Source organism: Streptomyces sp. NPDC046862, assembly GCF_040704615.1.
Taxonomy (GTDB): Bacteria; Actinomycetota; Actinomycetes; order Streptomycetales; family Streptomycetaceae; genus Streptomyces.
Genome location: NZ_JBEYXP010000041.1, coordinates 99881 through 112801, shown reverse-complemented (window position 1 = coordinate 112801; position 12921 = coordinate 99881). Strand labels below are relative to the sequence as shown.

At 69.4% G+C, this 12921-nt stretch carries 14 protein-coding genes; all 14 read right to left on the bottom strand.

All coding sequences use genetic code 11. From position 1 onward, the window contains the following. Window positions 1–108 precede the first annotated feature (108 nt). The 14 genes from AB0959_RS36160 to AB0959_RS36095 all read right to left on the bottom strand — a co-directional run bounded on the left by AB0959_RS36160 (window position 109) and on the right by AB0959_RS36095 (window position 12895). On the bottom strand, window positions 109–1959 hold the full coding sequence (locus tag AB0959_RS36160; RefSeq protein WP_366830987.1) for an ABC transporter ATP-binding protein: 1851 nt from the start codon (window positions 1957–1959) through the stop codon (window positions 109–111). 59 nt (window positions 1960–2018) lie between these two features. Next, a complete protein-coding gene (locus AB0959_RS36155) occupies window positions 2019–2483 on the bottom strand; it encodes an NUDIX domain-containing protein (RefSeq protein WP_366830976.1) in 465 nt (154 codons plus the stop codon). Further along, the gene (locus AB0959_RS36150; RefSeq protein ID WP_366830975.1) at window positions 2480–3373 is read right to left on the bottom strand and encodes an aminoglycoside phosphotransferase family protein; all 894 of its coding nucleotides are present in this window, start codon (window positions 3371–3373) and stop codon (window positions 2480–2482) included. The genes AB0959_RS36155 and AB0959_RS36150 overlap by 4 nt, the downstream gene beginning before the upstream one ends. Before the next feature lie 498 nt (window positions 3374–3871). Beyond that, window positions 3872–4465: an HAD-IA family hydrolase gene (locus AB0959_RS36145; RefSeq protein ID WP_366830974.1), complete on the bottom strand. Its 594-nt coding sequence runs from the start codon at window positions 4463–4465 to the stop codon at window positions 3872–3874. Window positions 4466–4531: 66 nt separating this feature from the next. Continuing rightward, a complete protein-coding gene (locus AB0959_RS36140) occupies window positions 4532–5599 on the bottom strand; it encodes a Gfo/Idh/MocA family oxidoreductase (RefSeq protein WP_366830973.1) in 1068 nt (355 codons plus the stop codon). Further along, window positions 5596–6714 carry an aminotransferase class I/II-fold pyridoxal phosphate-dependent enzyme gene (locus AB0959_RS36135; RefSeq protein WP_366830972.1) on the bottom strand — a complete coding sequence of 373 codons (1119 nt, stop codon included), beginning with the start codon at window positions 6712–6714 and terminating at the stop codon, window positions 5596–5598. The genes AB0959_RS36140 and AB0959_RS36135 overlap by 4 nt, the downstream gene beginning before the upstream one ends. Window positions 6715–6758: 44 nt before the next feature. Then, window positions 6759–7364 carry a PIG-L family deacetylase gene (locus AB0959_RS36130; RefSeq protein WP_366830971.1) on the bottom strand — a complete coding sequence of 202 codons (606 nt, stop codon included), beginning with the start codon at window positions 7362–7364 and terminating at the stop codon, window positions 6759–6761. Between the two features lie 2 nt (window positions 7365–7366). Beyond that, entirely contained in the window at window positions 7367–8239 is an 873-nt protein-coding gene (locus tag AB0959_RS36125; RefSeq protein WP_366830970.1) for a 5'-3' exonuclease H3TH domain-containing protein, read from the bottom strand. Next, on the bottom strand, window positions 8239–9375 hold the full coding sequence (locus AB0959_RS36120; protein WP_366830969.1) for a glycosyltransferase family 4 protein: 1137 nt from the start codon (window positions 9373–9375) through the stop codon (window positions 8239–8241). The genes AB0959_RS36125 and AB0959_RS36120 overlap by 1 nt, the downstream gene beginning before the upstream one ends. Beyond that, a complete protein-coding gene (locus tag AB0959_RS36115; protein ID WP_366830968.1) occupies window positions 9372–9929 on the bottom strand; it encodes a phosphoribosyltransferase family protein in 558 nt (185 codons plus the stop codon). Before AB0959_RS36115 ends, AB0959_RS36120 begins: the two co-directional genes overlap by 4 nt. Then, on the bottom strand, window positions 9926–10876 hold the full coding sequence (locus AB0959_RS36110; protein ID WP_366830967.1) for a radical SAM protein: 951 nt from the start codon (window positions 10874–10876) through the stop codon (window positions 9926–9928). The genes AB0959_RS36115 and AB0959_RS36110 overlap by 4 nt, the downstream gene beginning before the upstream one ends. Further along, entirely contained in the window at window positions 10873–11907 is a 1035-nt protein-coding gene (locus AB0959_RS36105; protein ID WP_366830966.1) for a glycosyltransferase, read from the bottom strand. Before AB0959_RS36105 ends, AB0959_RS36110 begins: the two co-directional genes overlap by 4 nt. Then, the gene (locus AB0959_RS36100; RefSeq protein WP_366830965.1) at window positions 11904–12359 is read right to left on the bottom strand and encodes a DUF6884 domain-containing protein; all 456 of its coding nucleotides are present in this window, start codon (window positions 12357–12359) and stop codon (window positions 11904–11906) included. The genes AB0959_RS36105 and AB0959_RS36100 overlap by 4 nt, the downstream gene beginning before the upstream one ends. Beyond that, entirely contained in the window at window positions 12356–12895 is a 540-nt protein-coding gene (locus tag AB0959_RS36095) for an SUMF1/EgtB/PvdO family nonheme iron enzyme (RefSeq protein WP_366830964.1), read from the bottom strand. Before AB0959_RS36095 ends, AB0959_RS36100 begins: the two co-directional genes overlap by 4 nt. Window positions 12896–12921: the final 26 nt, after the last annotated feature.

Genomic DNA, 12921 nt, shown 5'->3' with positions numbered 1-12921 from the left:
GCGGGCGGTCGAGTGCGCCCCCGGGGTTCCCTTCGTCGTGGGGCACGCGGGGCCCCCCCCCCCCCGCGGCCCCGGGCCCCCCGCACCGGGAGGTGCGGCAGCAGTGGGTCACCGGTCCTGGGAGAGCGCAAGGAGCCGAGCGAACTCCCCGCCCTCGGCGGCAAGTTCCTCGTAGGTTCCCTCTTCGGTTATCCGGCCCTCCTGTATCACGATGACCTGGTCAGCGATCTTGGTGTTCTCCAGCCGGTGGGTCACCACGATCGTGATGCGGTCCTCGGCCAGCGCCTTGAGCGTCTGGAAAATCTGATGCTCGCCAGCCGGATCGACCTGGGAGGTGGGCTCGTCCACGATCAGAAGTTCCGGGAGCCGGTACAGGCCACGCGCGCACGCGACGCGCTGCCACTGCCCGCCGGACAGCTCCACGCCGCTGAAGATCTCCCGGGCCAGCAGGGTGTCGAGTCCGTCGGGCAGGTCCTCGACCGCCTCGCGCAGGCCCACGGCGTCGATCGCGTCCCACACCGGTTCGTCATTGCCGGTGCGGGGCTGCCCGAGGGTGACGTTCTCACGCAGCCGCAGCGGCCATTGCGCGAAGTATTGCGGAACGAGCCCGGTTGCGGCCCAGACGGTCTCCGGGTCCACCTGGGCGAGATCGGTGCCGTTCCAGGTGACCTTGCCCTCGTCGGCCACGAGGATCGCCGCGAGCAGACGGGTGAGTGTGGTCTTGCCGGAGCCGTTGACCCCGACGAGCGCGAGGATCTGTCCGCGCCGCAGGGTCAGTGAGACCCCGGCGACGGCCGGCTTGTCCTTGCCCGGGTAGCGGTAGACGGCGTCTTCCACCCGGACCTCGTGGATCGGTGCCTGCACCGCCAACTCACCCCGGTGCGGGGCTTTTTGCCCCGCCTCGTCGATGAAGTCGGCCATGTCGCCAAGGTAGAGGCTGGTGTGGAAGACGGCAGCAGCGCTGCGGACAACCTGGGTGAGCGCGCCCAGGATGGTCTGAACGGCGAAAACCGCGGTGGCGGCGATCGCCAGCGCGATCCGCCCGGTGGTCGCCAGCCAGTACAACGCCGCCCATGTGGCCATCAGGAACACGCCGCCGCACGCCGCCGAGGCCAGCGCGATCCGCAGGGTCCGGGGCGCCGCCGCCAGTGTCCGGGCGTCGGCCCGCTCGGACAGCGTCCGGTACCAGTAGAGCAGGTAGCCGGTCATGCTGTTGGCGCGGACCTCGTCACTGAATTTGGGGCTGGTGGCCCACCAGCGCATCATCCCGCGCGCGTTGCGGTTGGCCACGTTCGCGTAGTGGATCTCGTAGTCCACCCGCGCGGTGAGCACCGAGCCGATGCCGGCCGGGAGCACAGCCAGCAGCAGGAAGGGCAGCAGCCGCCAGTCGAACACCGACAGCACCCCGCAAGCCGTGACCAGCTTGATCAACGAGGACATCAGCTGCTGCGCGTCGGCGACCATCACATGCGTGCGCATCACCCCCATCTCGGCGGCCTCCTGCCGATCGTGGAAGCCGTCCTCACTGTGGGTGGCCGCCTCCACCCGGCACACCGAGGCCACCAGCGTCGTGTCGGTCTCCGTGGTCAGCTTCGGTGTGATGCGCCGCTCGCCGTAGGCCGAGACCGCACCGGCGGCACGGGCCAGGGCGGCCATCACCGCCACGAAGATCAGCGCAGGCAGGGCCACATGCAGCCGCTCCTGGACAGTGCCGCCGTTGAGGAGCGGACGCATCGCGCGTGACGTGGCGGCCAGCTGACCGGCCGCAGCCAGGCCGACGGTCACCTGGCAGACCAGCAGTAGCACGACCGCCGTCCGGTCGACCGCCCAGGACATCCGGGCGATCCGCCGCAGTACCGAGGGAATCCGGGCGCACAGCGCGCGGAAGGACACCTGGTCCATCGGGTTCACGGAATATTGCCCGGTGTACTTGATCTCAGCGGGCGCGGGCGGCGGCATTACCCGCCTGGACACGGCTGGATTGGATCCAGAGCCCTGCGTAGGCACGAGCGGTCGCGTCATGCCGCACCCCCACTCGCCGTCACGGTGATAGTGCTGTACAGCCGCCCGGCGGTGAAATTGACCAGAACCTCTCGGGTGTAGGGGTGGCAGCCGGCGGGCGGATTTCCCGGGTCGATCCACACGATCGCGTCGTGTTTGAGGGGTTCGGCGTTGCGCGGCTCGCCCTGCCACCGCTGCGCGGTGAACGCTACGCCGATCACCCGGACCCCGTCCGTGTCCAGGTAGTGCACCAGCTGGCAGAACTCCAAGTCGTCGGCCGCAACGTGGACACCGGTCTCCTCGGCCAGTTCGCGGAGCGCGCCCTCATCGAGGAACTCGCCCTCCTCCAGCTTCCCGCCGACCACGGTGACCTGGTTGGGGGCGGTTTTCGACGTCTCGCTGTGGCGGACGGCCAGGATGCGCCCGTCGTCGCGTTGCAGCAGCACGATAACGTTCGCCGGGCTCATGTGCTGCTCGCTCACGCTGCCTGCACCTCCAGCCGGGCCAGCGTCGCGCGTCCACGCTCGACGATCTCGCGATCTCCGTTGGGCACGCCCCACGAGATAGCGCTCGCCGCGTCCAGCGCGGACAGGCAGCGCAGCGCCCGCTCCTCCTCAGCGGTGAGCACGCAGCCGTACCCGTCCAGGAATGCCTCCTCCAGGTCGGGTCGACCGGGCCAGGAGCCGCAGGCCAGGGGGACGAAGTCGGCGACCACGACGTGTGGCCGAGCACGTTCCAGGTCCACCGCCCCGAACGGACTCGTCCCAGGGCCGGTCCCCACTAGCCAGTTGCGTTCCTGAAAGTCGCCGTGGATGTATCCGGAGGGCAGTGGTCCAAGCCGGCCGAGGTCGGCGGCATGCCACCGTACGGTCCGCCCTTCCTCGTGGCTCATCAGATCCTTTGCCCGCTCCAGGTGCTTCTCGACGCCAGCGGCGGCGCGGGACATCTCGGCGGCGGCGTCCCTGCGGTCCTGGGCCGACAGATCGCCCGGGCCGCCGTGGAAGCGCCGCAGCCAGCTGCCCGCCTGCCGGTGCAGGGTGCGCTGGTCGGCGGGTTCGAGGGTCAACGACTTCGCTGGGCGGCCGGGGACCGGGGAGAGAAGCAGGGCCTGTTGGTGCGGGTCGGCTGCCAGCAGGAGGGGTGCGGTGCCCGGCTCCAGGCCAGGCGCCACCTCGCGCAGGGCACGGGTTTCCCGGCCGAAGAACTTCGGGCTCGGCGCCAGCTTCGCGAAGGCCAGCCCGGTGTCGCAGGTCAGCTCCCACACACGGGAGTTGGGGCGGTCGTGGGAGACATCGCGTACGGAATGAACTGGGCCGACAATGCTCTGGGCCCATTCCCGCAGGGCGGGCGAAATCGGTTTGGCGACGCTCATGCCCCCCACCTCGGTTCCGCACGTGAGGTATCCGCGGTGATCACTCGCAGAGTGTCAACACCGTGCACGGGACGGGCCTGAGTGGGTGTAGCGACACGGAGCCTCTGTTCGATAGCAGGAGGAAGAGGGGTGACGGCGGGGACGGGATTCATGGAGTCCTCCTGTGCAGGGGCGGGCGGATTCAATGACTCAACAACTTCCCTGTTAGGGAAGCCGTTACGGGTGACGGCGGGCGATGCATCGTTCGAAGGTTCGACTTTGCGGGAGAGCCCTTGGGGGGCTTGAGTTATGTCACGGTGATGCAGTGTTCGATCACTCGCACAGGGGGTCGTCACCCGATCGAGGGATTGCTCTGGGGGCACGGATCCAGCGCTCGTCGCGGCCACCCTTGGCGAGGGTGACGAAGGCAGGGTGCGCGACGAATATCGCCGGTGTCGGTGTCCAGCTGAGTTCAGGTGCTTGTCCCGCACCGGGTGCGGTTTCGGCGCGGCCGTCCCATTAGGTGTGGGAAGCGGTCGAGTGCCTGGTCAGCTCCCCCAGGCCGAGCAGTTGTTGAAGTTGCTCGATCGTCCGGTTAGGGTCCGCAGCCAGGATGGTGGTCATGCCGAGGTCACGTGCCGGTTGGAGATTGGCTTCGATGTCGTCCACGAAGATGCACGCCTCCCCACGGATACCGAGGCGCATGAGAACGAGCTGGTAGATCTCTGTATCGGGCTTGCGCATGCGGACTTCTTCGGACAGCACGACCACGTCGTGAGTCGCACGAAGGCGCCACGGCTCGTACGGGTTGAAGGGGTGCATGCCCATGCTGTTGGACAGCACCGCCGTTGTGAGCCCGGCTGCCCGGATGGCCCGGGCTGCGTCGACCATGGCTGGTTCGGGCTTGAGCGTGGCGAGCGCTCGGCGCATGAGATCCGTGCCGTCGATGCCCAGCAGGGCGGTGATACCCTCGTTGCCAGATCTCCTGGGTGATGTCGCCGCGTTCGAGCTCGGCGTACAGGCGGCGCCCGGTGGGGTGGACGGTGATGGCGTGGAGGTATGCGCCTTCGGGCAGTCCCGATTCCAGCGAGAAGTTGCGGGCGCAGTCGTCAAGGTTGGTGGTGAGGACTCCGCCGAAGTCGAATATGACGGCTTCGAAGGGCACGTGGGCTCCTTTGATCATCGCGTCGTCGTGATGCGGGTGGGTGCGGGGATGTGGAGCGTGGCGGCGCGGTTGATGGCGTCGATGAGGTAGACGATGCGTTCCGCGCGGTACGCGGAGCATCGTGGTTCGCGGCTCTCGCGGAGCGCGTCGGCAAGGTCGAGGACTCCCATGCCACGACTCGCTGGTCCGGTGGTCGGGGCGGGAGGGATGGTGTCCCAGTTTCGGGCACCGTGGGCGAGGTGCAGGACAAGGCCGTCGTGGAAGTTCGGGTCGGGCAGGACGAGGGTGCCCTCGGTGCCGTGGATCTCCAGGTGCGGCGTTTGTGAGCCGACGGCATCAAAGCTCGTGATCAGCGTGACGGGGATCCCTCTGTCGGTGTCCAGCAGAGCGGCCACGTAGGTGGGTGCACGCGCGATGAACTGACTGCCGGCGCGAGGCCCTGAGCGAACGAGCCGGGCTGTCCGGGTGCGACTCGTGGCCGCGCGAACGTGCAGCGGACCGAGGAGGTAGTCGAGCGCGGCGAGGTAATAGGGTCCCATGTCCCCGAGCGGCCCGGCGTGTTCGGAGTAGAAGGGCTCGGGAGCCGGGTGCCACCGTTCGGGCCCCGTGCTGAACAGGGTGGCCGTGGCCGAGAGCACGTCGCCGACAAGGCTCTGCTCCAGAGCCGCGGCAGCTGTCTGCAGGGCGGGCCCAAGCAGGGTGTCTGGGGCTACCCCGATGAGTGTGCCGGCCTGCTGCGCAAGCCGGAGCAGCGCAGTCGCGCCGTCAGGATCGGTGGCGAAGGGCTTCTCGATCCAGACAGCGCGAAGACCTGCGGCAACCGCTTGTTGGGCCAGCGCGGAATGCGTGGACGGCGGGGTGAGAATGAGCGCCATGTCGAGCGCGGCCGGGTCCATCACGTGGTCGACCGACACTGCGGGGATGCCGTACCGGTCTGCGAACGCCTGAGCGCGGGCGTCGTCGAGGTCAGTGCACGCCCGCAGTTGAACGTGGACGCCTTCGGCGGCGGCCAGTGTCGCGGCATACTCGGCCGCGACCATGCCACAGCCAACGATGCCCGCGCGGACGAGGGCCGCGTTCATCGTGCGTCCATCAGGCTGCGTCCGATGTGCGCGGCCAGCTCAGCAGCCCAGTTGTGTTGCTCGCTGACTGGCAACCACGGGATTTGGACATCGAGGTAGCGGCGTGGGTCGATAAGAGGGTGCTCGGCCTGGACGGGCCAGGCGGCAGCGGTGTGCAGATCGCCCGGACCGGGCCACCAACTGCGGTATCCGGTGCGGAAGAGAGCGCTGGCGAGCTGCTCGGCCGCTGCTGCGCTGGGCAGGCGCAGGCCGACGATGGTGCCGTTGCCAACCGCCGTGGTCCCCTCAGGGACAAGTGTGAGGTCAGGCCGGTCGGCCAGGGCCTCCAGTACCTTCTGTTGAAGGGTCCGTAGCTCGGTCACGAGGGTGCTCAGGTAGTCGAGCTGCGGCAGAGCGAGGCCTGCCGCCAATTCCGTCATCCGCGCCTTGGACCGCCACACAGCACGCGGGGTCGGCTGCCGGGTGTCGCCCCCTATGGCCCGCAGCAGCGCCACCGTGTCGGCTTCGTCGCCGACGATGACGCCTCCCTCTCCGGAGGCCACGAGCTTGTAGGTGTGGGTGGAGAAAGTGGCCAGAGTGCCCCAGCCTCCAGCCGGCCGTCCCTCGACGTCGACGCCCCAGGCCTGGGCGCAGTCCTCGACGAGCGCGATACGCCATTCCCGGAGGCGACGGGCGATCTCGGCGGTACCGAGGGCCGGGCGACCTCGCAGATGGGCGATGACCACTGCGCGGGTGGCGGGGGTGATCAGCGGTTCGATCTGGTCCCAGGTGGGCGTCAGCGTGTCGGTTACGGGAGCCACGCGGACGGTGGCGCCGAGCATGTCGGCAGCGGCGCCGATGGAGACCCAGCCGACTTCCGGAATGATCACTTCGTGTCCGTGGCCGATGCCCAGGCCCCGCATGGCCAGGCGCAGGGCAGAGGATCCGGAGTCGACGGCCAGTGCCTGGGCGCGGCCGGTGAGGTCGGCGACCCGCCGTTCGAACTCGGGCAAGAGTTTCCCGTCGAACGTGGCGATCTCACCGGACAGTATCCCGTTGCCGACGATCGCGTTCTGCCGCTCGGCGGTGAGCTGGCTGTACTGGTACAGGGGTGTGGTCTGACCTTCTTGACGCACGGCAGTGCATCCCTTCGCATCAGAACGTCTCGGAGGCGAGCGGTTCACAGGTGCGCGGCGGCCGGCAGGCGTCCCAGGATCGGCAGAGGGAGGAATGCCTCAGCGCGGGCCGTACCGATACGCGCGCCCCATAGGGCGCTCAAGGTTTCGGCCATAGGGCCGAAGTGCTCGGTGATCGGCTGGGAGCGGTGCTCGGCAAGCGCTCGCATCTTCTGCTCGTACGTCGTGGTGACGTCGATGATCACCGATGCGGTGACCGGCCCGTTCAGGGTGAGGGAGTTGTAGCTGTCGCAGGTGTAGAGCCTGCGGGGGAAGCCGGTTGCGATGTGCGCCTCGGGCAGTCCGGCCAGGACTGCTTTGGCAGCCGCGCGGTGGTCGGGATGGACATCGTCCATGGGGTGGGTGATGAGCACGTCCGGCCGGTGCTGGCGGATCAGAGCTCCGATCGTGGCAGCATCCAGGCGCGGGTGGAGTCCGACGTCGATGCCGAGGACCTTGGCGCTGGCCTGCGCTTCCGCATCGCGTATGGGGTCGTGTGACTGAACGGCGCCGACGACGGTTGCGTGCTGGGCGTGGAGGGCGAGGGTGCCGCCGACCCACAGTTCGAGGTCGTCGGGGTGGGCCGTGACGGCTAAGACGGATCCGGGCATGGCTACCACAGCCCCAGCTTCTCGATGACGTCCGCGGGCTTCGGGAGCGCCGGGCTCGCCTGGCCGGTGGCCTGCCACGCTACGGGGACGTCGCGTCGCATCCGGCTCAGGTCGCGCCAGCGCAGCACGTCGGTCCAAGCTGCCTCGATCGCGGCGCCTTTGGTCCCGGTCAGACGGCCGCTGGCGCGGAGGCGATCGAGGGTGAGACCGCCTGCCAGCAGGTCGGCGGCGGTCTTGGCGCCGATGCCCTTGACGCCGGGCAGGTTGTCCGACTTGTCACCGGTCAGGGCGCGGTAGTCGGGCCACTGGTCAGGGGTGACGCCGTAGCGCTCGTGGACCTCGGCGTCGGTGATGATGCGCTTGGACGCCTTGCGGGAGCGATTGATGATCCGGACCTGTTCGCCAGCCAAGAGCTGGTAGTAGTCCTGGTCGGCGCTCATGATGCGGATCGTGCGGTCCGTGTAGCGGTGTACCAGGGTGCCCACGACGTCGTCGGCCTCGGCGTCGTCGATCTCCACCCAGGCGATCCCGTACGCGTCGAGGGCTTCCTTCATGGGCGTGAGGAACTGGAGCGGCTCCAGTGCGGCCGGTGTGCTCTCTCGGTTGGCCTTGTAGTCGGCGTCGGTGTCCTTGCGCTCGACGCTGCCGTGCTCGCCGTCGAGGACCACACAGATCTCGGCGGGAGCCGTGTCCAGGTCGTCTCTTAGGGTCACCCGCAAGAGGGCGAAGAAGGCGAAGAGCCCGGTCAGGTTCCGCTGCTTGTCCCGCGAAAAGATCGGGGCGGGGAAACCGAAGTGGCCGCGCCACAACACGTTGAAGCCGTCAACGAGGAACAGCGGGGCTACCGAGGAGGAAGACGGGGCTACAGCACCCATCACGACACCGCCTTCAAAAAGAGATCAGCGATTCGGTCGGGCCTGTAGTCCTGAGCCAGGTGGTACATGGCCTTTGAAGTTCGCCCGTAGGCTACCGGATCGGCGAGGATGCCATCGACCGCTTGGAGGAGCGTGTCGGGCCCCCGGCGGGGGTCGCCAACCAGCCGCCCGGCGTCGGTGGAGCCCGCTTTGAGGGCGGGCAGGTTGCCGACCGGGTAGCTGACAACGGGCACGCCAGCGCTCATAGCCTCAAGGGCCACCAAGCCGAATGTCTCCTTCAGGGAAGGAACGATCACCGCGGCAGCTGCGCCGAGCCAGCCGGGCACTTCACGCCAGGTCAGCTGTTGGTCGAGCAGGGTGATGTTGGGTGCGGCGGAGGCGAGGGCCTGGCAATAGTCGAGAAGTTCCGCCTGGGAACCGGCGGCTGTCTCAAAGTCGGCGTGGGCGACTCTCACCTCCAGGCGGCGAGTCCAGCCGGCGGCGGCCACCAGCAGCGGAACGAGTCCCTTCTCGTGACCGAGACGGGCTAGCACCCGGACGGGAGCGAACTGGCGCCGCTGGATGCACTCGTCGTCCGGTGGGGCGGACGACGGGTATAGGAGTGCGTTGGGTACCACGCGCCAGGCGTCCGCCGGCCAGCCCGCCGCCCGGGCTTCGGCCTGGACCACCGGCGACGGAATGATCACCGTATCCGCTCGGGCCAGCGCGGCGGGGGTGTCCTGCGGGTTGGGCAGGACGTGGGCGGCCAGCACCCGGCGGACGCCGTCGGGTAGGCCGTCGGCCAGACGTCCCAGTCCCCACAGGGCGTCGGTGAAGACGACGGTGTCGGCCCGGTGGCGGGCGGTTATCTCACGCAGCTGGGCCTGGAGTTTCTCCTTGGTCTGCTCGATCGCTTCGCGCAGGACGTAGTCGTCGCACGGAAAGGTGACGGGAAGGTCGAGGGGTTCGATGGCCACGCCGTCGAGTCCGGGGCCTGGCTGCGGCAGGGCAGCGGTGGCGATGGCCACCCGGTGTCCACCCGCGGCAAGTCCGACGGCGAGGGCGGCGGTGGCGCGCTCGATACCAGCAGGTGCGTCCATCTGCCAGGACGCGAGTATGAAGACGATGCTGCGGGTGGTGAGGTAGGGATCGGTCATGGCGTGAGGACCCTTTCGGGCAGGGCGAGGGGGCGGACGGGAATGTCGGGGCGTGGCTCCCAGGGGAAGACGACCCAGTCGTCGACGTCCCAGACCCACCAACTGGGTCGCGTGGGGCTGCCGACGTTGCGACACAGCGCCACCGTGTCCACGCGAGCGTCTGAGGTGAGCCGGGCTGCGAGGGCGTTGGTGACAGCGGTGAACGTGGTGCCGGTGCCGCAGATGTCGTCGACCAGGACGACACGGCCGGCCAGTGCCTCAGGGAAGCTGGCTGGGACGGTCACCGTCACCGTGCCCGTGGCTTGGACGTACAGTGCGTCGGAGCTGTTGTGCCGGGCGGCGAGGTGGGAGACGGGTACTCCGAGCTGGGTAGCGAGCTGTTCGGCGGGCGCCGTCCCACCGCCTGCGATGCCGATCACCGCGGCGATTGGCCCACCGTGTGCGATGGCGGAGCTGAGCAGCTCGATTGCGGCCTCGTACTTCGGCTCGGTGAGCGCATAAGGGCTGCGATGACGGAAGAGCCGCTGTGCTACTGGGGCTGAGGTCTGGGTCATGCCCGGACCTCCTGCGGGAGCGGCAGGTGCAGGTCGGTCGCGGACCGCAGAGGACGCGTGGGCTGGATGTCGGTCGCGCCGTGCACGTTGCGGTACACCTGCCCGTCGGCGCGCACCACGGTGAATCCGTCGGCGAGTTCACGGGTCCGCAGCCGTACCCGCACCCTGTCCGGTGCCTGGACTGCCGTGACGTAGCGCTGCGCGTCGGTGTCGCTGACCATCTCGGCCGAGGCGAGGTTGGCGCCGTCCCCGATCGGCAGCATCTGCAGGAAGGTCACGCCGACCGCTCCGAGCTCGGCGGCCAGGTCGACGACGGACTGGGCCCGTTGGACGGTGGACTGCATCAGCACGGCGTGCACCTGTACCGGGAGGTCCTTGGCGACGGCGGCGCGGACGCCGGCCACGGCGCGGTCGAAGCTGCCCGCGCCTCGCCAACGGTCGTGGGAGACGGCGTCGGGTCCGTCGAAGCTGACTCGGACCGCGTCCAGGACCTGTGCGAGTTCGGCCGCACGGCGCTCCAGGTGCCAGCCGTTGGTCGTGCAGCTGACCGCAGCCGCGCCGCTGCCGAGGATCTGCAGCAGCTGAGGGAGGTCGCGCAGGAGCAGCGGTTCCCCGCCGGAGATGTCGTTGCCGAGCGTCCCGCACCCGGCGAGGAGGCCCGCGATGCGTCGGCGAGCAGCTGCGTCCACGCCCGTGAGCGTCTTGTCGTCGAGGCACTGGGGGCAGGCCAGGTTGCAGCGCACGACCGGGGACCAGCAGATGTTGAACGGCAGGTGGGTGCGCACCTGTCGCTGGGCGACGGTGGGCCACGCGGCCACCTCCATGTCGTCCAGCAGCAGCCGTCCGGAGGACAGGCGGCGGCCAGGTACGTGGGTGAGTTCGGTGGCCGGGTCGTACACCAGGTGCGTATCGCCGAGCAGGGCGGACGCGAAGATCCGTACGGTCATCGGGTGATCACCTCGGAGTCGGCCAGGAGCCGCTCGGTGTGGGCGTGGAACGCGTGGGCGTGGCCCGTCGGGGCAGGGCCTTCGAGGAGCATCCGGTAGTAGGCCAGCGTGTCCGGCCAGCCGGCGAGCTTGGTCTGCCACTGGGCGTCGGCGTCCGGGGGGTCAAGGTGGAAGCCGACGCACTGCCGCAGTGGGACGACCAGGCAGCCGGAGGCGATGAGGGCTGCGCCGAGATGGGTGTCCTCCATGCCCCAGCCGATGCGGCCGAAGGTCGGGTCGAAGCCGCCGGCATCGATGACCTTTTCGCGGGGCACGGCCAGCAGGGCGGTGACCACCGTGCGCGGCAGGTCCCAGTCCAGGTAGGTGGCCCCGTGACCGAGTTTCTGGAAATCATCGGTCTCATCCAGGGGGCGGCCGGTGGTCGGTCCGTCCAGTACGACGCCGGTATACAGCTGCGTGCCGCCGTTGCTGCGCCAGGTCACTCGGTGGTCGGCGGCCAGGTCCGGCCGTGTGGCGGGAACCTGGGCGCTGCCATCGAGGCTGGGCGTGTAGGGGATGTTGTGTCGGAAGCCCACCAGCACCGCTTCCGGGCGGGAGCGGGCCGCCATGTCGGCGAGGATGTGCGGGGCGATGACCATGTCGGCGTCCAGGTAGACGATGGTGTCGGCGCTGGCTAGCGCGGTTCCGGCGTTCCGAGCGGTCGCTGCGCCGCCCGGCTCGCGCAGGCGGATGAGCGTGTCGACGACGGGGTGGGCGGCGGCTATGTCCGCAGTTGCGTCGGTGGATGCGTCGTCCACCACGATGACCTCGACGGATCCGTGGGTGTCCTGCGCTGCGATGGCGTCGAGGACGGGCCGTAGCGAGTGCGTGGTGTTGCGAGCGGGCACCACCACTGACAGGGCGTGTCCGGCCGCCAGGGCGGCGGGGGTCGGGGCGTGCCAGGAGAGGCTGGCGGCCCGTTCGAACTCCGCGCGGAGGGCACGGTGGTCGTTGGGCCGGGCTGCGAGTGCCTCGGACAGTGTGTGGGTCACGGCCAGTTCCATTCGTCGAGTACGGCGGCAGCCTGGGGCCAGCCGTGGGGGTCGGGGATCCAGTGCACGAGCGGGCGATCGTCGTCGGCGAGCACGTCGGCCACCAGGACCAGATAGAGCGGTTCGGCCACGACCAGGAGCCGGGCGGGGGCACCGAGTTCGTCGAGGCGCCAGCGAAGCCGCCGGGATACCTCTGGGCGCAGGGCGTTGGCCTGCTCAGCGGTGAGCGCCTGGTCGTAGGGCAGCAGCGACGTATTGGCATCGACCAGGCCGTGTCGGGCGGACAGGAAGAAGACGCGTTGGCGCAGGTCTGGGAGGTGCCCGACGCGCGCTCGCAGCTGCGGGGCGATGCCGCCGGCGTACAGCTCCAGGGCGGGCACGGGAGTGTCCGTGGGTGTCTTCCTGCGTGAGCAGCCTGCGAGTATCAGGGTGCCGGGCAGCGGTGTGGTCATGGTTCGCGCACCACCCGGAAGCCGATTCCGGGCGACGCGAGTTCCGCCGGCGCTGCGTTGAGGAACGTCGATCTGGCATACAGGGCCGGGGAGTCGTGGGAGGCGCCCCGCAGGACGAAGCCTTCGCCGAGAGTGGGACTGCTGGTCCACTCCCAGACGTTGCCGGCCATGTCGAGCAGGCCTTGTGGCGTCGCGCCGTCCGGGTAGGCGCCGACGGGCGTGGTGCGTCCCGGACCGCCGCGCAGGTTGGCGCGCCGGGGCGTGGGCTCGTCGTTGCCCCACGGGTAGAGGCGGCAGTCGAGGCCGGAAGCTGCCCACTCCCACTCCACCGAGCGGGGCAGCCGCCCGCCCAACTCCTGCGCAAGCTGAGCGGCATCGCCTTGGCTCAGGCCTGTCAGCGGCCGGTGATCGGTGCTGTAGCCGAGTTGGGCCGGGGTCAGTACAGTCCGGGTCCACTCCAGGGCGCGCACCGTGATCGGCCGCTTCTGATCTCCGAAACGGCACGTGCCGCCCTCGATCCGGATCCAGCGGACCATGCTTTCCTCTGGAGCGGCATCGGACG